This is a genomic window from Chitiniphilus shinanonensis DSM 23277 (assembly GCF_000374805.1).
GTDB classification, from domain to species: domain Bacteria; phylum Pseudomonadota; class Gammaproteobacteria; order Burkholderiales; family Chitinibacteraceae; genus Chitiniphilus; species Chitiniphilus shinanonensis.
The window spans coordinates 109,665-126,850 of sequence record NZ_KB895338.1; the positions used below are offsets into that span (position 1 = coordinate 109,665).

17 protein-coding genes are annotated in these 17,186 nt (G+C 68.4%); 9 read left to right on the plus strand and 8 right to left on the minus strand.

The window, feature by feature from the left end:
- Positions 1–68: 68 nt before the first annotated feature.
- Entirely contained in the window at positions 69–206 is a 138-nt protein-coding gene (locus C556_RS22850) for a hypothetical protein (protein ID WP_157235972.1), read from the minus strand.
- A gap of 415 nt (positions 207–621) precedes the next feature.
- On the opposite strand from C556_RS22850, the gene C556_RS0106550 reads away from it, so the two are divergent.
- From C556_RS0106550 to C556_RS0106570, 5 genes are all read left to right on the plus strand, one after another.
- Entirely contained in the window at positions 622–1,728 is a 1,107-nt protein-coding gene (locus C556_RS0106550) for an HPP family protein (protein ID WP_018747440.1), read from the plus strand.
- A 272-nt stretch (positions 1,729–2,000) separates the two neighbouring features.
- Positions 2,001–2,354 carry an ArsR/SmtB family transcription factor gene (locus tag C556_RS0106555; RefSeq protein WP_018747441.1) on the plus strand — a complete coding sequence of 118 codons (354 nt, stop codon included), beginning with the start codon at positions 2,001–2,003 and terminating at the stop codon, positions 2,352–2,354.
- Positions 2,338–2,826, plus strand: a complete 489-nt coding sequence (locus C556_RS19650) for an SRPBCC family protein (RefSeq protein WP_018747442.1) — start codon at positions 2,338–2,340, stop codon at positions 2,824–2,826. The genes C556_RS0106555 and C556_RS19650 overlap by 17 nt, the downstream gene beginning before the upstream one ends.
- A gap of 55 nt (positions 2,827–2,881) precedes the next feature.
- Positions 2,882–3,388: an SRPBCC family protein gene (locus C556_RS0106565; protein WP_018747443.1), complete on the plus strand. Its 507-nt coding sequence runs from the start codon at positions 2,882–2,884 to the stop codon at positions 3,386–3,388.
- Positions 3,389–3,486: 98 nt separating this feature from the next.
- Positions 3,487–4,011: an SRPBCC family protein gene (locus C556_RS0106570; protein ID WP_018747444.1), complete on the plus strand. Its 525-nt coding sequence runs from the start codon at positions 3,487–3,489 to the stop codon at positions 4,009–4,011.
- Positions 4,012–4,152: 141 nt separating this feature from the next.
- Here the strand turns inward: C556_RS0106570 and ggt are convergent, their stop codons facing one another.
- Positions 4,153–5,892 carry a gamma-glutamyltransferase gene (gene ggt / locus C556_RS0106575; RefSeq protein WP_018747445.1) on the minus strand — a complete coding sequence of 580 codons (1,740 nt, stop codon included), beginning with the start codon at positions 5,890–5,892 and terminating at the stop codon, positions 4,153–4,155.
- A 119-nt stretch (positions 5,893–6,011) separates the two neighbouring features.
- Positions 6,012–7,571, minus strand: coding sequence for a CNNM family cation transport protein YoaE (yoaE, locus tag C556_RS0106580; protein ID WP_018747446.1), 1,560 nt, complete (start codon positions 7,569–7,571; stop codon positions 6,012–6,014).
- Positions 7,572–8,032: 461 nt separating this feature from the next.
- On the opposite strand from yoaE, the gene C556_RS0106585 reads away from it, so the two are divergent.
- Positions 8,033–8,389 (plus strand): RidA family protein, encoded by a 357-nt coding sequence (locus C556_RS0106585; RefSeq protein ID WP_018747447.1) that lies wholly within the window; start codon positions 8,033–8,035, stop codon positions 8,387–8,389.
- Positions 8,390–8,423: 34 nt separating this feature from the next.
- Here C556_RS0106585 and rsgA read toward each other — a convergent pair whose 3' ends face one another.
- Positions 8,424–9,497, minus strand: coding sequence for a ribosome small subunit-dependent GTPase A (gene rsgA / locus C556_RS0106590; RefSeq protein ID WP_018747448.1), 1,074 nt, complete (start codon positions 9,495–9,497; stop codon positions 8,424–8,426).
- Between the two features lie 358 nt (positions 9,498–9,855).
- Positions 9,856–10,542 (minus strand): SOS response-associated peptidase, encoded by a 687-nt coding sequence (locus tag C556_RS0106595; protein WP_018747449.1) that lies wholly within the window; start codon positions 10,540–10,542, stop codon positions 9,856–9,858.
- Between the two features lie 209 nt (positions 10,543–10,751).
- Here C556_RS0106595 and C556_RS0106605 point away from each other — a divergent pair, with 209 nt between their 5' ends.
- Positions 10,752–11,024, plus strand: coding sequence for a hypothetical protein (locus C556_RS0106605; protein WP_018747451.1), 273 nt, complete (start codon positions 10,752–10,754; stop codon positions 11,022–11,024).
- 169 nt (positions 11,025–11,193) lie between these two features.
- Here the strand turns inward: C556_RS0106605 and C556_RS0106610 are convergent, their stop codons facing one another.
- Positions 11,194–13,743 (minus strand): diguanylate cyclase domain-containing protein, encoded by a 2,550-nt coding sequence (locus tag C556_RS0106610; protein WP_083930439.1) that lies wholly within the window; start codon positions 13,741–13,743, stop codon positions 11,194–11,196.
- Positions 13,744–13,899: 156 nt separating this feature from the next.
- Positions 13,900–15,519 carry a methyl-accepting chemotaxis protein gene (locus tag C556_RS19655; RefSeq protein WP_018747453.1) on the minus strand — a complete coding sequence of 540 codons (1,620 nt, stop codon included), beginning with the start codon at positions 15,517–15,519 and terminating at the stop codon, positions 13,900–13,902.
- A gap of 370 nt (positions 15,520–15,889) precedes the next feature.
- Here C556_RS19655 and C556_RS22855 point away from each other — a divergent pair, with 370 nt between their 5' ends.
- Positions 15,890–16,072 (plus strand): hypothetical protein, encoded by a 183-nt coding sequence (locus C556_RS22855; protein ID WP_157235975.1) that lies wholly within the window; start codon positions 15,890–15,892, stop codon positions 16,070–16,072.
- Positions 16,073–16,225: 153 nt separating this feature from the next.
- Here C556_RS22855 and C556_RS0106620 read toward each other — a convergent pair whose 3' ends face one another.
- Complete coding sequence (locus C556_RS0106620; protein ID WP_018747454.1) at positions 16,226–16,645, minus strand: MerR family transcriptional regulator; 420 nt, start codon at positions 16,643–16,645, stop codon at positions 16,226–16,228.
- A gap of 203 nt (positions 16,646–16,848) precedes the next feature.
- On the opposite strand from C556_RS0106620, the gene C556_RS0106625 reads away from it, so the two are divergent.
- Positions 16,849–17,184, plus strand: coding sequence for a hypothetical protein (locus tag C556_RS0106625; RefSeq protein WP_018747455.1), 336 nt, complete (start codon positions 16,849–16,851; stop codon positions 17,182–17,184).
- Positions 17,185–17,186: the final 2 nt, after the last annotated feature.

Consider the following 17,186-nt stretch of genomic DNA (forward strand, 5'->3'; position numbering starts at 1 on the left):
TCTGGCCGTCCGCCCGGGGCGGATGCGGCCGCAATGTCCTGGTGACCGCCGGCGCCGGGCCGGCGCGGTCACGCCGAGTCTTGCTGTGGGGTGGCCACGGGCGGCACCACGCCGCCGACGGCCACGGACGAGCCAAAGGATGGGCGCAAGCCCCCTTTCCCTTGGCTGGAACGAATTGTGGCGATCAGCTTGTCGTAGGTACGCATGGCGCGGCCTCTTCGGGTTGGACACAAACAGGGTGCGGGTGCAAAACAAAACCCCCGCCGGCGTCGCCGAACGGGGGTTGGTGAGGCATTCCCGAAAGGCGACGGCCTTCCGGAACGAAACGGAAGGCTAATCCAGCACGACCTGCAATGCGTGCGCACCGACGCGCAGGCACGCACCCGCCACGTGGGCGGCGCTCGGCTGGCGAAGGGTTGCGGGACGACGGTTCATTGCACTGGACTCCATGAGTTGCGATCACTTTAGGTGATGGCCGTGCAAATCGCAATAGGATGTGACTAATGGTCGCAATGCGGCATCGGCATTGAAGCTATCGCCCGTCCGCCCGCCGCGTCGTGCCGAGCACATCGCGCCGCGCACGGCGTAGAATCGCCGGCTTTTCGGTTTCGCGAGCGTTCCGTGTCCACCTTCAAAGCCTGGCTGCGATCCTTCCACCCCGCCCCGTTGGCCGCCGGTTCGCGCGAGCGCCTGCTCGGTTGTGTCGGCGCCGGCCTGGGATTGCTGCTGTGCGAGTGGATCGGCCGCCGGGCGCTGGGCACCACCAACCCGTGGTTCATCGCCCCGATGGGCGCGTCGGCGGTGCTGTTGTTCGCAGTGCCGGCCAGCCCGCTGGCGCAGCCGTGGTCCATCGTCGGCGGCAATGTGGTGTCCGCGCTGATCGGCGTGGGCTGCGGCATGCTGCTGGGACACAACGGCCTCGCCGCCGGCATCGCCGGCGCGTTGGCGATCGCCGCGATGTTCCCGCTGCGCTGCCTGCACCCGCCCGGCGGCGCGGTGGCGCTGACCGCGGTGATCGGCGGCCCGGCGGTGGCGGCGCTGGGCTTCGGCTTCGTGCTGTGGCCGGTGCTGGTCAATTCGCTGGCCCTGCTGGCGGTGGCGCTGGCGTTCAACAACCTGGCGCGCCGCCGCTACCCGCACGGCCCGGTGACACCGCCCCAGCCGCACCGCACCGCCGATCCGCTGCCCAGCGAGCGCGGCGGGCTCACCCGCGAAGACCTGGACGCCGCGCTGGCGGCGCACGCCGAGCCGCTCGACATCAGCCGCGACGATCTGGCCGAGCTGCTGGGCCAGGCGCAGGCGCTGGCGCAACGGCGGCGCTTCGGCCGCATCCTGTGCGCCGACATCATGTCGCGCGACGTGGTGCGCGTGGCGACGGACGCTCCGCTGCGCGAAGCCTGGGCGCTGCTGGCGCGCCACAAGGTGAAGGCGTTGCCGGTCACCGACGCCGCGCGCCGGCTGGTGGGCATCGTGTCGCTGCACGACTTCTTCGTCGAGCACACCGCCGAGCCGGCCTTTCCCAGCGGCCCGTTCGACGGCGAACGCCCGGTGTCGGCCATCATGACCGGGCGCGTGCGCAGCGCGCGACCGGAACAGCCGATCGCCGAGCTGGTGCCGGTGTTCTCCGACGGCGGCCTGCATCACATGCCGGTGGTGGACCACGACGACACCGTGGTCGGCATGCTGACCCAATCCGACCTAGTGGCGGCCTTGGCCAAGGCTGGCTGACCCTCACCTTTCCTCTCGGTTTCCCCACCATTCGGCGGGCGGCCGGCGCAGCCGCTTGACGCCTTGCGGCATGCCTTTTAATTTACCAATTGGTTAATTAAGAGTGGCCAACAAAACCTTCCTGGCGATCCTGGCAAGCAGCGCGCAACGCAGACGGTACGCGCAGTACGGCAAGTTTCAGCCCGGCGCCCCGCGCGACGTCGCCAGGAGGGTTTTATCAGCCGCTCTTGACCCGCCGGCAATCCCGCATCACCCCGAGAGGTTCACGCAACATGGCTCCAGACGACGCGCTCAACGCCACCTTCGCCGCCCTGGCCGATCCCACCCGCCGCGCCATCCTGGCCCGGCTGGCCCAGGGCGAAGCCTCGGTCAAGCAACTGGCCGAGCCCTTCGCCATCAGCGCGCCCGCCATCACCAAGCATCTGAAGGTGCTGGAGCGCGCCGGCCTGATCACCCGCGGTCGCGAAGCGCAATGGCGACCCTGCCGGCTGCACGCCGGCCCGCTGCGCCAGGTGGCGGACTGGGTGGAGGAATATCGCCGCTTCTGGGAGCAGCGCCTGGACCGCCTGGAGGATTACCTCCGCGAACTGCAAGCACAGGAGCAACGGCATGACCCGCAGTCCTGAAACATCCCCCAGCGTGCACCACGAGCGCATCGTGATCGACCGCCTCTACGACGCCACGCCGGCTCAGGTGTTCGCCGCCTGGGCCTCTGCGGAGGCCAAGCGCCGCTGGTTCGGCTCCGACGAGGAATGGGAGAACCTGGAATACCGGCTGGATTTTCGCGTCGGCGGCCAGGAATTCGACCTCGCCCGCCCGCGCGGCGGCGGCGTGCAGCACCAGTACGACGCCCGCATCGAGGACATCGTGCCCGATGCGCGCATCGTCACCGCCTACACCATGTCGCTGGACGGGCGACGGATCTCGTCGTCGTTGCTGACGGTGGAATTTCTGGCGCGCGAAGGCGGCACCCGGCTGTTGTTCACCGAACAAATCGCGCTCTTCAACGGCGCCGACAGTGCCGCCGAACGCGAAGGCGGCTGGCGATGGCTGCTCGACAAACTCGATACCACGCTGCCCCGCGACACCGTCGCCTGACCTTTTCCCTACCCCGAACGCGCCACAGAGCGCGTCGTCCACCCCTGGAGCAAACATGCATACCGACAGCGATTTCGTCATCACCCGCCTGCTCGACGCCCCGCGCGGGCTGGTCTGGCAGGTTCATAGCGAACCGGCCCACCTGGCCCGCTGGTGGGGGCCGAAAGGCTGCGCCATCGACGTGGCGCGGCTGGATTTCGTCCCCGGCGGCCTGTTCCACTACGCCATGCGTTGGGACGGGCAGCCGCCGATCTGGGGCCGCTTCGTCTACCGCGAGATCGAGGCGCCGCACCGCATGGTCTACGTGAACAGCTTCGCCGACGCCGAGGGCGGCATCGTGCGCAACCCGTGGAGCCCCACCTGGCCGCTGGAAATGCTCACCACGCTCACGCTGGAGGAAGAAGGCGAGCAGACCCGGCTGACCATCCGCTCCAGCCCGCTGACCGCCGACGAGGAGGAGATCCGCACCTTCGTCGCCGGCCACAAATCGATGGAGCAAGGCTTCTCCGGCACCATCGAGCAACTGGTCGACTATTTGGCCAACCTGCCGCGCGGCGCCTGATCCGCCGCGCCCGACCTGTCTTTCCTCTCGTCGAACCATGGAGGCCGCCAACGGGCGGCCTTCCTTGTGCCCACCCGGGCCAAACCGGAGTGATGTCCATGCTGAAAATCATCCTGCTCGTCGTCGTGGCCGCCATCGCCGTGGTGCTGGTCTATGCCGCCCCCCGTCCCAACACCTTCCGTATCGAACGCAGTACGCGCATCCAGGCGCCGCCCGCCAAGGTGGCCGCGCTGATCGACGATTTCCACGCCTGGCAGACCTGGTCGCCGTGGGAACAACGCGACCCCGCGCTCCAGCGCACCTTCAGCGGCCCGCAGCGGGGCGTGGGTGCGATCTACGAATACCAGGGCAACAAGCAGGTCGGCCAGGGGCGGATGGAAATCATCGAATCCAGCCTGGCCCGCATCCTGATCAAGCTGGATTTTCTCCAGCCGTTCGAAGCGCACAACCAGGCCGAGTTCACCCTGCAACCGGATGGCGACGGCACCCGCCTCACCTGGGCGATGTCCGGCCCGCAGCCCTATCTGTTCAAGCTGGTGGGCGTGTTCTTCAACATGGAGAACACCGTCGGCAAGGATTTCGACCAGGGCCTGGCCGCGCTGAAGGAACAGGCGGAACACTGAAGCGCGCCCTGGTAACGCGATGCCGCCTCAGCGGTTGGCATGGCGCGACGCGCCCAAGCACAAAGCGGCCGAATGGCCGCTTTGTGCTTCATGCCACCCGTGGCATCCAGGTTGCGTGGTTGCGTGCGGCAACGGCCCCCATCACTTGCGCGGCTGCTGCACCAGCGCGCTGCCGCCGCCGTGGCGCAGCGGCTCGCTGACCGCGGTCACCGTACCGTCGCGGTTGAAGCGGATCGCGTTGGCCGCGCCGATCTGGTCGGTTTCGTTCCATTGATGGCCGTAGGTCGCCAGCGCCCTCGCCTGCTGGCTGCCGGGAAAGCCGGTCAGCGTCTCGACCTGGGTCTTGTCGCCGTTGCGCTGGCTCAGGCGAGGCGCCGCCACCGCGTCGGCCAGCGACATGCCCAGGTCCACGTGGTTGACCAGCGTCTGCAGCACCGTGGTGATGATGGTGGAACCGCCGGGCGAGCCCAGGGTGAAGGCCGGCTTGCCGTCCTGGAGCACGATGGTCGGGCTCATGCTGGAGCGCGGACGCTTGCCGGCCTCCGGCACATTGGGATGCGGGCCGCTGAAGTCGAAATCGGTCATCTCGTTGTTCAGCAGGAAGCCGCGCCCCGGCACCACGATGCCGCTGCCGCCCCAGTCCTCGATGGTGAAGGTGTAGGCGACCACGTTGCCCTCGCGGTCGCTCACCGCCAGGTGGGTGGTGTGCATCGGCTCTGCGGCAAGCAGCGGCTGCGGGCGCAGCGGCACCGACTGGTCGTCCTGGTAGCGATACGGGTCGCCCTGCGCCACCTTGCCGTGGGTGGCCTTGGGATCGATCAGCCGCGCCCGTTCGCGCGCGTAATCCTTGGACAACAGCCCGTCGCGCGGCACATCGACGAACTCGCTGTCGGCCACGTAGGCGTTGCGGTCGGCGAACGCCAGTCGCGACGCCTCCAGGTACAGGTGTTCCGCCTGGGCACGCGGCAACGCGCTCAGGTCGAAGTTCTCCAGGATGTTGAGCGCCTCGGCGATGGCGATGCCGCCGCTGGACGGCGTCGGCATGCCGTAGACCTCGTAGCCGCGATAGGTGGAACGGATCGGCTGGCGCAGACGCGCCTCGTAGTCCTTCAGGTCGGCCAGCGTCATTTGCCCGCCGAGCACCGACGTGTCGCCGCTGGCCGGCGGCGTGTTCACCGCGCGCACGATGTCGGCCGCCAGCGGCCCCTCGTAGAACGCCTTGACCCCGCCGCGCGCCAGCAGGCGATAGGTGGCGGCCAGGTCGGGATTGCTGAAGCGCTCGCCCACCGCCAGCGCCTTGCCGTCGCGCAGGTAGAGCCGGCTGGTGCTGCTGAAGCGGGCGAACTTGGCCTCGTTCAGCGTGGCGATGCGGTTGAAGTTGGGCGTGACCGCGAAACCGTGGCTGGCCACGCGGATCGCCGGGGCCAGCACCTTGGAGAACGGCATGCTGCCGTAGCGCGTCAGCGCCTCGTGCCAGCCGCGCACGGTGCCCGGCACGCCGACGGCGATGCCGTTGGGCACGGCGGCCGACCAATCCATCGGCTTGCCGTCCTGTTGGAACACCCCCGGCGTGAAATAGCCCGGCGCGGTTTCGCGGTGATCGAGCGCGATCACCCGTTTGTCCCTGGCGGAGTAGATCAGCATGAAGCCGCCGCCGCCAATGCCGCAACTGAACGGGTCGGTCACCCCCAGCACCGCCGCCGCGGCCACCGCGGCGTCCACCGCGTTGCCGCCGGCGTTGAGGATCTCCAGCGCCGCGCGGCTCGCCGGTTCGGAAATGGTGGCCACCGCCCCGCCGCGCCCGGTGGCGACCGGCTGCGCCGCCAGCGCCGCGAACGCGGCCATCATCAGGATCGTTGCCAACAGCTTCGGATGCCGCATCGTCACACTCCCGGAAAATTCGCCCTGGCCCACCCGTTCGGATGGGTAACAGTTTCATGGTGTAGCTCAAATTCCGTGAGGCGACGTGAATCGCCCCCCCGCCCGCTGCGGCAGGCGCGTTATTCCGTCTCTTCGTCCCGCGGGCGTTCCTTGACGATACGCACCAGATCGACGCGGTAGTTGCTGGCTTGCACCACGGTGATCCGCAAGCGGCCGAGGGTAAAGACATCGCCGGCCCGCGGGATCTGCCCGCTCATCGCGATCACCAGCCCGGCCACGGTGGCGATGTCCGCTTCGTCGTCCACCAGCCTGTCCAGTCCCAGCACCTGCTGGAGCGCGTGCAGGTCGGTGGCGCCCTTCACCAGCCAGCCGTCGCCATCGACGACGATTTCCGGCGTTTCGTCGGCATCGGGGAATTCGCCCGCGATGGCTTCGAGCACGTCCAGCGGCGTGACCAGCCCTTGCACCATGCCGAACTCGTTGGCCACCACGACGAAGCTGCCGCGCGCGCGGCGCAGCACGCCCAGCAGCTTAATCGGGCTGAGCGTTTCCGGCACGATGATGGCCGGCGACGTCGCGGCCACGGTGGCGACGTCCTGGCCCGTTTCCAGCGCGACCAGCATTTCCTTGGCCTGGACAATGCCGATGATTTCGTCGAGTTCACCGCGGCACACCGGAAACAGGCTGTGCGGCGACGACAGCAACTGCTGGCGGATTTCGTCCACGTCCAGCGAGCTGTCCACCCAGCTGATGTCGCCGCGCGGCGTCATGATGCTGCGCAACGAGCGGGAGGCCAGCGTCAGCACACCGTTGATCATGTAGCGTTCTTCGTCCACAAACGCGCTCTCGGGCACCGGCACCGCCGCCGCGTTGTCGCCATCGTGCTGCACCTCGGCCTGCCTGCGTCCGCCCATCAGGCGCAGGATGGCGTCGGCGGTGCGGGCGCGCAGCGGCAAGGCCGATTGATGGCGGATGAAGTTGTGGCGCGCGATCTGGTTGAACATCTCGATCACGATGGAGAAGCCGATCGCCGCGTACAGGTAGCCCTTCGGAATATGAAAGCCGAAACCTTCCGCGATCAGGCTCAGGCCGATCATCAACAGGAAGCTCAGGCAGAGCACCACCACCGTCGGATGCCGATTGACGAAGGCCGTCAACGGCTTCGAGGCCAGCAGCATCACCGCCATGGCGATCACCACCGCCGTCATCATCACCGGCAGGTGATTCACCATCCCCACCGCCGTGATCACCGCATCCAGCGAGAACACCGCGTCGAGCACCACGATCTGGAGCACCACCACCCAGAAGCCGGCGTACCCCTTGTCGTGTCCGGCTTCGTGCTGGCGGTTTTCCAGGCGCTCGTGCAGTTCCGTCGTCGCCTTGAACAGCAGGAACAAGCCGCCCAGCAGCATGATCAGATCACGCCCCGAAAACGGGTAATTCCACAGGGTGAATAGCGGGCTGGTCAGGGTGACCAGCCAGGAAATGACCGACAGCAGACCCAGGCGCATGAACAGCGCCAGCGACAGCCCCATCAATCGCGCTTTGTCACGCTGCCTGGGCGGCAGCTTATCGGCGAGGATGGCAATGAAAACCAGGTTGTCGATACCCAGCACGATCTCGAGGACCACCAATGTCAGCAGGCCGGCCCAGATCGAAGGGTCCATCAGGAATTCCATGCCAGCCCCCCATTTTGAAGAGGACCGCTCATCGTGGCGGCATGCGTCAGCATGAAATAAAACCAGTAAAATCAGCAGGATATCGCTGGACGGCGCGTCGGGCGCCACACGGTCCGCCGGGGCGTCGATTTCGGTGACAGTTCATAGGGATAGGTTGAACCTTGCACTCCTGTGCCATGAAACAGGTGCTCAACATATCAAAGAACGACGGCCTGTCGCAAAGATTGAACCGTCATTGCAAAAGATGGTTTTTCGCATTCCGGGATAATTATTTACTGATCACCAGATCACGGATATTTATCACCACAGTCAATTCCCGATATTTGGCAAACCCCAGCAATCCCGGGCCCTTTACACCGATTTGCGTCGATACGATTGCCGCCAACGCGCGGGCGGATTGCTGCGCGACAACCCACTCTCGCCCCGGCACAATGCGCGTCCCATGCACTCAGGAACGCGCCATGTCCGACATCCGACGCCTCAACCCCGCTCCGCTGTGGTCCGACGCCACCGTGTTCAACGGCATCGTCCATTTCGTCGAAGTGCCGGAAAGCGGCGACGACTTCGACAGCCAGGCGCGTGCGCTGCTGGCGCAGGCCGAGCGCACCCTGCAGGCGGTCGGCTCGGACAAAGGCCGCCTGCTGATGGTGACCATCTACCTGCCCGACCTCGCCAACCGCCAGGCGCTGAACGCGATCTGGGGCGACTGGTTGCCCGAGGGCCGCGCCCCGGCCCGCGCCTGCGTGCGCGCCGAGCTGGCGTCGCCCGACCTGTTGCTGGAAATGGCCTTCGTGGCGGCGGTGACGCCCGGCGCCTGAACCTGCTCCCCGTGCGTGCCGGCGCCGGGCTCGCTCAGCCGCCGCGCTTGGCCCTGCCGTACGCCTTGGCCGCCTTGCTGATGACCTTCCACTTGGCGGTCTGCGCCTTGCGCTCCCGCATGGTCAGGCTGCCCTGGCGCGCATCGCGCATCACCTTGTGGTAGTTGCGCAGGCGGTCGGCCGGCACGGCGTCGCGCACCGCGCAGCCCGGCTCCTCCAGGTGCTGGCAGTCGCGGTAGCGGCAGTGCGCCGCCAGTGCCTGGATATCGTCGAAGCCCGAGGTGAGTTCGGCTTCGTCGGCATCGGGCCGCCAGGTGCGCAGCCCCGGGGTGTCGATCAGGCAAGCGCCGCCGGGCAACCGGAACAGATGGCGCGCCACCGTGGTGTGTCGCCCACGGCTGTCGCCTGCGCGCACCGCGCCGGTCGCCTGGGCCGGCGTGGCCAGCAGGGTGTTGGTCAGCGTCGATTTGCCGGTGCCGCTGGCGCCGAGCAGCACCACGGTCTGCCCCGCGCCCAGCCACGGCGCCAGTGCCTCGCGTGCGCTGTCGGCACGGGCATCGACCGCCAGCATCGGCGTGCCGCCGGGCAGGCGCGCCGCCAACTCGTCCAGGCGCGCCGCGCCGTCGTCGGCCAGGTCGGACTTGGTCAGCACGATCACCGGCGCGACGGCGGCGATGCGGGTGAACGCCAGGTAGCGCTCCAGCCGGCGCGGGTTGAAGTCGTGGTCCAGCCCCATCACCAGCAGCGCGGTGTCGATATTGCTGGCCAGCGGCTGGCGGCGGCCATCGTTGGCCCTGCGAGCCAGTTGATTGATGCGCGGCAACAGCGCGCTGACCCAGGTTTCGCCCAGCGCGTTGCGCTCGGCGATCACCCAGTCGCCGACGACCAGTGCATCGGCCTCGGCCAACAACGTCTGCACCAGCCGGGGCAAGGGTCGCGCGGCGGTGTCCAGCCGGCCGTCGTGGAGAAACAGTCCTTCGCGCTGGACTTCGGTGACCCGCGCCAGCCGGGCGTCGGGATGGTCGGCCTCGGGGATATCTGCCAGGGCGGCGAGCGACGCCGGCTGCAGGCCGAGGGAATGCAGTACTGCGAAATCGTATTCGAGCATGGTGGGATTCGATCCGGTTGACGGGCCCGCGACGCGCGCGGGTAACGCCGCGACAGGCGCGGCAAGGCAACGGCGGGGGTCGGTCGACCATGCTGGGCGGGATGCGCCCGGACGGATCAGGCGGGTGGCGGCGCCGTAGCGGCGCGGCCTGGGGCAGCCGATCGTGGCTGCCCTCGCTACTTCACTGGGTGCGGAGCGTAAGCCCGTTCAGGATGGCCGACAGGAGAGCAAGGTCCAGGGTGCGCATGGGGAATCTCCTGTGGGTGGATGGGAAACGCAGTCTGCGCCGCCGCGCCGCGCACCGGCAAGCCCGGGCAACGCGGCTGGCGCATCGGCGCAACAGGGGAAAGGGCGCTGTCTACCCCGCGTCGCCCTGCCCGCCGAACAGATCGTCCGCGGGCCTGGCGCCGCGTCGCGGCAACGGCGCCGGCTCGCAGCGCAGGAAATCGTCCGCGCAGGGTTGCAGCAGGGCGCGGGCGATTTCCGGGTTGCGGCAGCCCAGCCAGGCGTCGTAGTCGGCGCGCGGCACCACCACCAGGCTGCGCTTCTCGTCGCCCGGCGCATGGAAGCGCCGCATCACCGGGTGCGCGTCGGCGTTGATGGTCAACTGGGTGAAGGAATAGCTGAGCGTGCCGTCGGGCTCGTCCCAGGCGCGCCACAGGCCGGCGACGGCGAAGGGCGCGCCGTCGGCGGCGCCGATGCGCCAGCGCACCGGGCGGCCGCTCTCGTAGCTGGGTTCGAAGAACGCCTGCATCGGCACCAGGCACAACTGCCCGACCCGCCACGCGCCGCGATAGGCACGCTTTTCGCCCACCGTCTCGGCACGCGCGTTCATCGTGGTATAGGGCCGCACTCCGGCCGGGATGCGGCTGCGCGGCACCATGCCGTAGCTGGCCAGCAACGCCTGCGGCCCCTGCCCCACGTCGACCACGATGGGCGCGGCGTAGCCCTGCCAGGTTTCGCCCGGCCAATCCTCGTCCGGCTCGATCACCCGGAAATGCTCGGCAAGCTGGCGTTTGGCGGGCGGCAGGAAGTTGACACACATGGCTCAGCCCTCGCGTCGGGCCGGGGCGGCCATCGGGGCGGAAGCGGACGGCATGGCGGCTCCGGCGATGAAGGACGGCGTGATGGTGCAGCAAAACGGGGCGCCCGGCGAGTGCGCGCCGTTCCGCGTTTCACCCGCTGAACGGTAGTTGCCAGTCCAGGGGCCCATCACTACGATGTAGAACGTTCGTTCTATATCAAGGATAGACCATGCGTACCGCACCGCGTTTCCGTTTTTCCGAAGCCGCCGCCATCCGCAAGCATGTGCTGCGTGTGCCTACCCAGATCATCGAGCACCTGGTGACGCGCTCGGCCGATGCGCCGGCCGGCACCTTCTGGCTGCATCGCCACGACGTGATCGCCCTGGACAGCACGCTGCACGCAGATGCGTTGCGGCTGGTGGGCATGTACGTGGCGCTGGACGACGACGGCACCGTCACCGAGATCGGCCTGCGCCGCGACGCCCGCCCGCTGCGCCACTGAGATCGCGCTCTGCGCCGGGGCGCGGGATGCGGCGCCGCCGCTGTCTCTGCGCGCCAGCGCGAGGGGCATCGACGCGGGCGATACCGGCGCCGACCGTCGCCATCCGGCGACCAGGCGCAAGGGGAATCATCCGCCCACCCGGCGCCCCACCCACCTCACTCCTCACTCCTCACCCGGCGACCTCGCCCGCATCGTCGTCCACCCGCACCAGCGCATAGCGGTCGCGGCCGATCTGCTTGGCCTGGTACAGCGCGGTATCGGCCAGCGCCACCAGTTGTTCCGGCGTGCGATGGGTGCGGTTGATGAAGGCGATGCCGATGCTGGTGGAAATGCGCAGGGTGCCGTCCTCGATGGCGATCGGCACCCGCACCGCCTCCAGGATCTTTTCTGCCACCTTGATCGCGGCCTCTTCGTTGCGGGCGTCGTCCAGCATCACGCAGAATTCGTCGCCACCCAGCCGCCCGACCACGTCCGATTCGCGCAGCGCGCGCTCGATGGCGCGGGTGTAGGCGCGCAGCACCGCGTCGCCGGCGGCATGGCCGTGCAGGTCGTTGATCGGTTTGAAGTGATCCACGTCCAGGTAGAACAGGGCCAGCGGCTGTCCGCTGCGGCGATGGCGGCGCAACGCCAGGTCCAGCGCCTCCAGGAAGAAGACGCGGGTCAGCGCGCCGGTCAGCGTGTCGAACGACGCCAGCGTCTGCCACGCCAGCTCCTGCTGCTTGCGGTCGGTGATGTCCCACGACACCACATAGAAGCCGGCCACCTCGTCCTGTTCGTCGCGGTGCGGGATCAGGTTGACGGATTGGTAGCGCGTGCCGCGCTGCGTCGCCATGGTGGTTTCGAAGTGCGCCGGCTCGCCGCGCAGCGCCGCCTCGATCTGTGGCCGGATCCGCGCGTGGAACTCCTCGCCCATGAATTCGGCCACGGTCTGCCCCGCCGCCGGCTCGATGCCCAGCGTCTCCAGGTACTGGCGGTTCCAGTAGCGGTAGCGCTGCCCGGCGTCGAGAAAAGACACCAGCGCCGGGATCGCGTCGGTGATGGCGCGCAATGTCTGCTGCTGCTGGAGCTGCGCCTGCTCGGCGCGCTTGCGGGCGCTGATGTCGCGCAGGAAGCACGGGAACTCGATGGTGTCGCCGTGGTGCAGCGCGGTGATGGTCAGCTCCACCAGGATTTCGTGGCCGTTGCGTTGCAGCGCGGGCAACTCCATGCGGCGATTGATGGCGGCGCCCTCGCCGGTGCGCAGGAAGTGCGCGATGCCGTCCTGGTGCCGCATGCGGAAACGCTCGGGCACGATCAGGTCGGCCAGCAGCTGGCCCACCACTTCGTCCTTGCTCCAGCCGAAGGTGGCGGCGGCCTGGGCGTTCCAGTCGATCACCCGTCCGTCGCGGTCGATGCAGATGAACATCTCGTGCGACGCCTCGATGATGGCCTGGGTGCGCTGGCGGCTGCTGACCAGCTCCTGCTCGTAGCGCTCGCGGCGCGTCAGTTCGCGCTCCAGCGCGGCCAGCGCCTGGGTGCGGCCCGCCAGCAGGCGCTCGTTTTCCTCGAACTGACGCTGATGGCCCAGCGCGGCGCCCAGCAGGCCGGCCATCAGTTGCAACGTCTGGGTGTCGGGCGGACCGAAGGTGTCGGGCCGGTCGCCGATCATCATCAGCACGCCCACCGCCGCGCCAGCCTGGTACAGCGGCGCCACCAGCAAGGCGCGCGCACCGGCGCGCCGGCAGGCTTCGCGGTCCACCCGCGGGTCGGCCTCGGTATCGGGCGCGCTCAGCAGCGCCTGCTCGGCCAGGCACCGCCCCGACAGGCTGCCCTCGCGTGGCACCCGCCGCCCCACCAGATGTGCGCCCGAGCCGCTGCCGGCACGGCAGAGCAGTTTTTCGCCATCGACCAGCAATACCACCACGCCTTGCGCGGGGCTCAACCGCAGCATGCTGTCGGTCACCAGGGTGAGGAAGCGCTCCAGGTCGAGCGCCGATTGCGCCAGCAGCGCCTGGGTGGCGATCAGGGCGTTGAGCTTGTCGTTGTGCTGTTCCAGCTGGCGCATCGCTTCGTTGCGCTGTGCGGCCTCGTTGAGCAGATGGCGGTTGGCCACGTCGGTGGCCGCAATGGCCGCGCGCTGGTCGCGGGCGGCGCGCAGCGCGAACAGGCAGGCGGCGCCGATCAGCAGCAGGTCCATCAGGGTGACGACCACCACCGAGATCCGGCTCCAGGCATCCCAGCGCGCCGTGTCGGCCGCCAGCGCCGCGCCGCGCAGCTGGGATTCGCGCGCCAGCGCCTCGATCTCGTTGCGGATCGCGTCCATTTCGCGCCGGCCCTGCGCCATGGCGGCCGTTTCCACCAGCAGGCCCCGGCGGCGGGCGGCGATGCGCCCGGCCTGCTGCGGCGCCAGCAGGTGCTCGTGGTGCAGCAGGCGCCCGACGGCGGGCGATGGCCGCATCCGGGCCGCGATCTGCGGCAGCAGGCGTTCCACCTCGGCCCGACCGTGCTGGTAGGGGCCCAGGAAAGCTTCGTCGCCGGTGAGGATGAAACCGCGTTCGCCGGTCTCGGCGTCGAGGTAGGCCCGCAGCAGGCGGGACAGCCCGCGACCCAGTTCGTGCTCGGCGTCGGCGGCCTCGTGCCGCAGGCCGGCCTGGCGGGTGACCAGGAACGGGATCGCGGCGTTGAGCAGCAGAATGGCCAGCCCGACGGCGAAGACCCAGCGCAGCATTTTTCTTGTCATGCACAAGCCTGGTGAAGGTGGGTAGCTCGGTTTTCATCGTACAAACCGAGTGGGGCCGATACCAAGTCGATATCACCTGCTCCAGGTTGGCATACGGGCTGCCATGCAACGAAACGGGCCCTTCCGTGGAAGGGCCCGTGATGGAGCGAGTCGCCGCTACAGGCGGAAGCGCTGCACCAGCCGGTTCAGGCTGTGCGCCACGTGCTCGATCTCGCCGGCGGTCTGCGCCGCGCTGCGGATCGACTGCGTGGTTTCCTCGACCATCTGCGAGATGTCCTCGACGCGGCCGGCGATGGCGTTGCTGGCCTGGCTCTGTTCGCGGGTGGCGGTGGCCATCTCGCGCAGGCGCGCCAGCGTGCCCTCGGCGCCGCTGTGGATGCGTTGCAGCGAATCGCTCACGTGCTTGGCCATCTCGGCGCCGTTTTCCACCTGCGGCAGCGCTTCGTTCATCACGGTCACCACCGAATCGGTCTCGGCCTTCACCGAGGCCAGCATCTGCTCGATCTCCACCGTGGCGCTGCCGGTGCGTTCGGCCAGCTTGCGCACTTCGTCGGCCACCACCGCGAAGCCGCGCCCCTGCTCGCCGGCCCGTGCCGCCTCGATGGCCGCGTTCAGCGCCAGCAGGTTGGTCTGGCCGGCGATCTCGCTGATCACGGCGGCGATGCTGGAGATCTCCTTTGCCTTGTCGTCCAGCTGGCGGATCTGCCCGGAGGCGCGCGCCACGCTGTCGGCGATGTGCGCCATCGCGGACGAGGTCTGGTTCACCTGGCGCACGCCCTCGCCCGCCAGTTCGGTGGCGGTGCGCGACAGTTGCTCGGTGTCGGCGGTGTTGTCGGAGATATGGTTGATGCTGACGGTCAGTTCTTCCATGGCCGCGGCCATCGACGCGGTGGAGTCGGTCTGACGGTCGGAGGCGACGGAGATCTGCTGGCTGGCCGTGGCGATCAGCGTGGCGTGCTGTTCCAGCTGCTGCGCGTCGCGCTGCACTTCGCTCAGCGCCGAGCGCAGGGAGGTCTGCATCCGCTCCACCGCGCCCAGGATGCTGGCCTGCGGCGCGTTGGACGCGCGGCCTTCGTCGGTGAGGTTGCCGTCGGCCACCTTGGCCACCAGCCGCACCACGTCGTCGGGCTCGCCGCCCAGGGTGTTCATCAGCTTGCGCACGGCCATCACCAGCACCGCGCCGATCACGCCGGCAAACACCAGACAGATGATCACCTGCCAGCGCGCATTGGCCCAGAAGCGCTGGTCGGCCTCGGCGAAGCTGATGCCGCTGCCCACCACCCAGTTCCAGCGCGGGGTGCGCTCGGCCACCGACAGCAGGTCGACCACCTTGCCCTCGCGCTCGGAATCCCACCAGTACTCGGTGAGCGCGCCGCCGGATTTGTCGAGCGCGGCCTTGGCGATGGCGCCGACGCTGTTGCCCTTGGAATCCTTGAAATCGTTGAAGCTGGTGCCGTGCAGTTGCGGATCGAGCGGCGCGGCGACGAAGACCAGCTTGTCGTCGGTGACGTAGACGTATTCGGAGTCGTGATACTTGTTCTCGCGCAGGATCTGGGTGGCGATCGCCTTGGCCTGATCCTCGGGCAGCTTGCCGGAGGCCGCCATGTTCTCCATCTGCACGATGGTGCTGTAGGCGCTCTTCATCAGTTGCTTGATACGGGCGCGGTTGTCCTTGTCGCTGGCGTCGCGCAACACGTACAGCCCAACCAGCATCATGCCCAGCAGGAACACCAGCACCACGCCGGTCAATCCCCATGCTTTCTGTTTCAGCGTCATTTCCCGTCTCCTCCGTCTGGGCGGTGAGTGGCTCACAATCCGGTCCATTTCGGGTCCCCGCCGGAGGGCCATACCTTCAGGCGGCAACCAGAATATTGCTGTCAGGATAACTCCCAATCCGGCAAAAAACCATGTGGGCCTACCCCTAGGTTTGATTTGTTTGTTTTAGGTAAAACCGCGCGGCGGGAAATTCGGCGCTTTCTGCCTGCCCGATTGCCATGGCCGGCAATTCGATCTATATGCCGGGCGCCCCGCAGGCGTCGCGCAATACCCCGTCCGGCATCGGCGGCCCCATCCGCTCACGCATGCGGGATGCGAGAAAGCCAACGGGGACAAGGCGCGGCCGCCACCCTGCCCACGGCGGGCGCGAATGGCCGATTCGCCCCGGGCAATTGCCGATTTGGCCCGCCGTTTAGGCCGATTCGAATTCGTGGGGCGCGAGCGCCGGGCGATCGGCCGTTATTCCGACACCAACCATGCCAAGGCCGAAATAAAAAGGCGCAATTGTCCGTCGGCAATTGCGCAGACCAAAGAAAGACCGGGCAAAGCCTGATGAAAACATGGGCGGCCCGCCATATGAACGATCACTCGCGGATTCCATGCGGGGAAGACGGCGGGCCGTCGCCTGCCATGGCGGGCCGGCCTTCCGCCCGGCTCGTGGCGCATGCCCGGCGTCGGGCGGCCATCGGCAAGGGCCGCTCGTTGGCTAGTCGCGGTGCACGCAGCAGTCGCGCTGTTCCAGTGTTTCCAGCAGTCGGCAATGCTCGGCGCTGCGACTGTGGCAATCGGCCAGCCGCGCCAGCACGTCGCGCATCGCCTGCAGGTCGGCGATCTTGGCCTCCACCTCGGCCAGGTGCCGCTGCGCCAGCCGGTCGGCCGCATCGCACGGCTGCTGCGGGTGATCCGCCAGTTGCAGCAGGGTGCGGATCTCGTCGATGCCGAAGCCCAGTTCGCGCCCGCGGCGGATGAAGCGCAGCCGTTGCACCGCCGTGCCGTCGTAGCGCCGGTAGCCGCCGTCGCTGCGCGGCGGCGCGGGCAGCAGGCCGATGCGCTCGTAGTAGCGCACCGTTTCCAGGTTGACGCCGGCGGCCTTGCCCAGCGCGCCGATGGTGAAGGTGGTGGCCATGACAGGCTCCGTGGTGGAACGCCAGCCAAGCATACGCGCGCCCCGCGCCGCTTCGCCATGCCGGGTTTGCCGCACCGGCATCACGGCGCCATCACCGGCGCATCACGCAACCTTACGGGCCTGTGATCCGGGCGTGATCCGGCGGTGATCGGGGCGTGATCGGGCGGCGCGAGACTCCAGGGCGAACAGCGGGGAGTCCGTGCATGTCGCTCCTGGAAGACCAGACCGCCTCGTTCATCGTGCGGGTCTGGCGCGAGCGAGGCGAATACGAGACCGGTCCCGGCGAATGGCGTGGCTCCATCGAGCACGTCCAATCGGGCCGCAAGGGCTTTTTCCGCGATCTCGGCAGCATGGAGCGCTTCATGGCGCCGCTGCTCCAGGAAATCGGGATCGACGCCTCCCAGCGCTTCTGGGAGCAGATATCCCCCGCGATGTTCGACACGACGGCGAATGCGGCGGCCCAGCCGTCCGCCGTCCCGGCACCGGCGTCCCCCGCCCCGGACCCGGCGCCCACGCCACGCATCGGCCCAGGCCGGTAGGA

Excerpts from the sequence above, each read along its gene's own strand:
- C556_RS22850 (WP_157235972.1), bottom strand. The coding sequence starts at position 206 with ATGCGTACCTACGACAAGCTGATCGCCACAATTCGTTCCAGCCAAGGG.
- C556_RS0106555 (WP_018747441.1), top strand. The coding sequence starts at position 2,001 with ATGGCTCCAGACGACGCGCTCAACGCCACCTTCGCCGCCCTGGCCGAT.
- C556_RS19650 (WP_018747442.1), top strand. The coding sequence starts at position 2,338 with ATGACCCGCAGTCCTGAAACATCCCCCAGCGTGCACCACGAGCGCATC.
- C556_RS0106565 (WP_018747443.1), top strand. The coding sequence starts at position 2,882 with ATGCATACCGACAGCGATTTCGTCATCACCCGCCTGCTCGACGCCCCG.
- C556_RS0106570 (WP_018747444.1), top strand. The coding sequence starts at position 3,487 with ATGCTGAAAATCATCCTGCTCGTCGTCGTGGCCGCCATCGCCGTGGTG.
- ggt (WP_018747445.1), bottom strand. The coding sequence starts at position 5,892 with ATGCGGCATCCGAAGCTGTTGGCAACGATCCTGATGATGGCCGCGTTC.
- yoaE (WP_018747446.1), bottom strand. The coding sequence starts at position 7,571 with ATGGAATTCCTGATGGACCCTTCGATCTGGGCCGGCCTGCTGACATTG.
- C556_RS0106585 (WP_018747447.1), top strand. The coding sequence starts at position 8,033 with ATGTCCGACATCCGACGCCTCAACCCCGCTCCGCTGTGGTCCGACGCC.
- rsgA (WP_018747448.1), bottom strand. The coding sequence starts at position 9,497 with ATGCTCGAATACGATTTCGCAGTACTGCATTCCCTCGGCCTGCAGCCG.
- C556_RS0106595 (WP_018747449.1), bottom strand. The coding sequence starts at position 10,542 with ATGTGTGTCAACTTCCTGCCGCCCGCCAAACGCCAGCTTGCCGAGCAT.
- C556_RS0106605 (WP_018747451.1), top strand. The coding sequence starts at position 10,752 with ATGCGTACCGCACCGCGTTTCCGTTTTTCCGAAGCCGCCGCCATCCGC.
- C556_RS0106610 (WP_083930439.1), bottom strand. The coding sequence starts at position 13,743 with ATGACAAGAAAAATGCTGCGCTGGGTCTTCGCCGTCGGGCTGGCCATT.
- C556_RS19655 (WP_018747453.1), bottom strand. The coding sequence starts at position 15,519 with ATGACGCTGAAACAGAAAGCATGGGGATTGACCGGCGTGGTGCTGGTG.
- C556_RS22855 (WP_157235975.1), top strand. The coding sequence starts at position 15,890 with ATGGCCGATTCGCCCCGGGCAATTGCCGATTTGGCCCGCCGTTTAGGC.
- C556_RS0106620 (WP_018747454.1), bottom strand. The coding sequence starts at position 16,645 with ATGGCCACCACCTTCACCATCGGCGCGCTGGGCAAGGCCGCCGGCGTC.
- C556_RS0106625 (WP_018747455.1), top strand. The coding sequence starts at position 16,849 with ATGTCGCTCCTGGAAGACCAGACCGCCTCGTTCATCGTGCGGGTCTGG.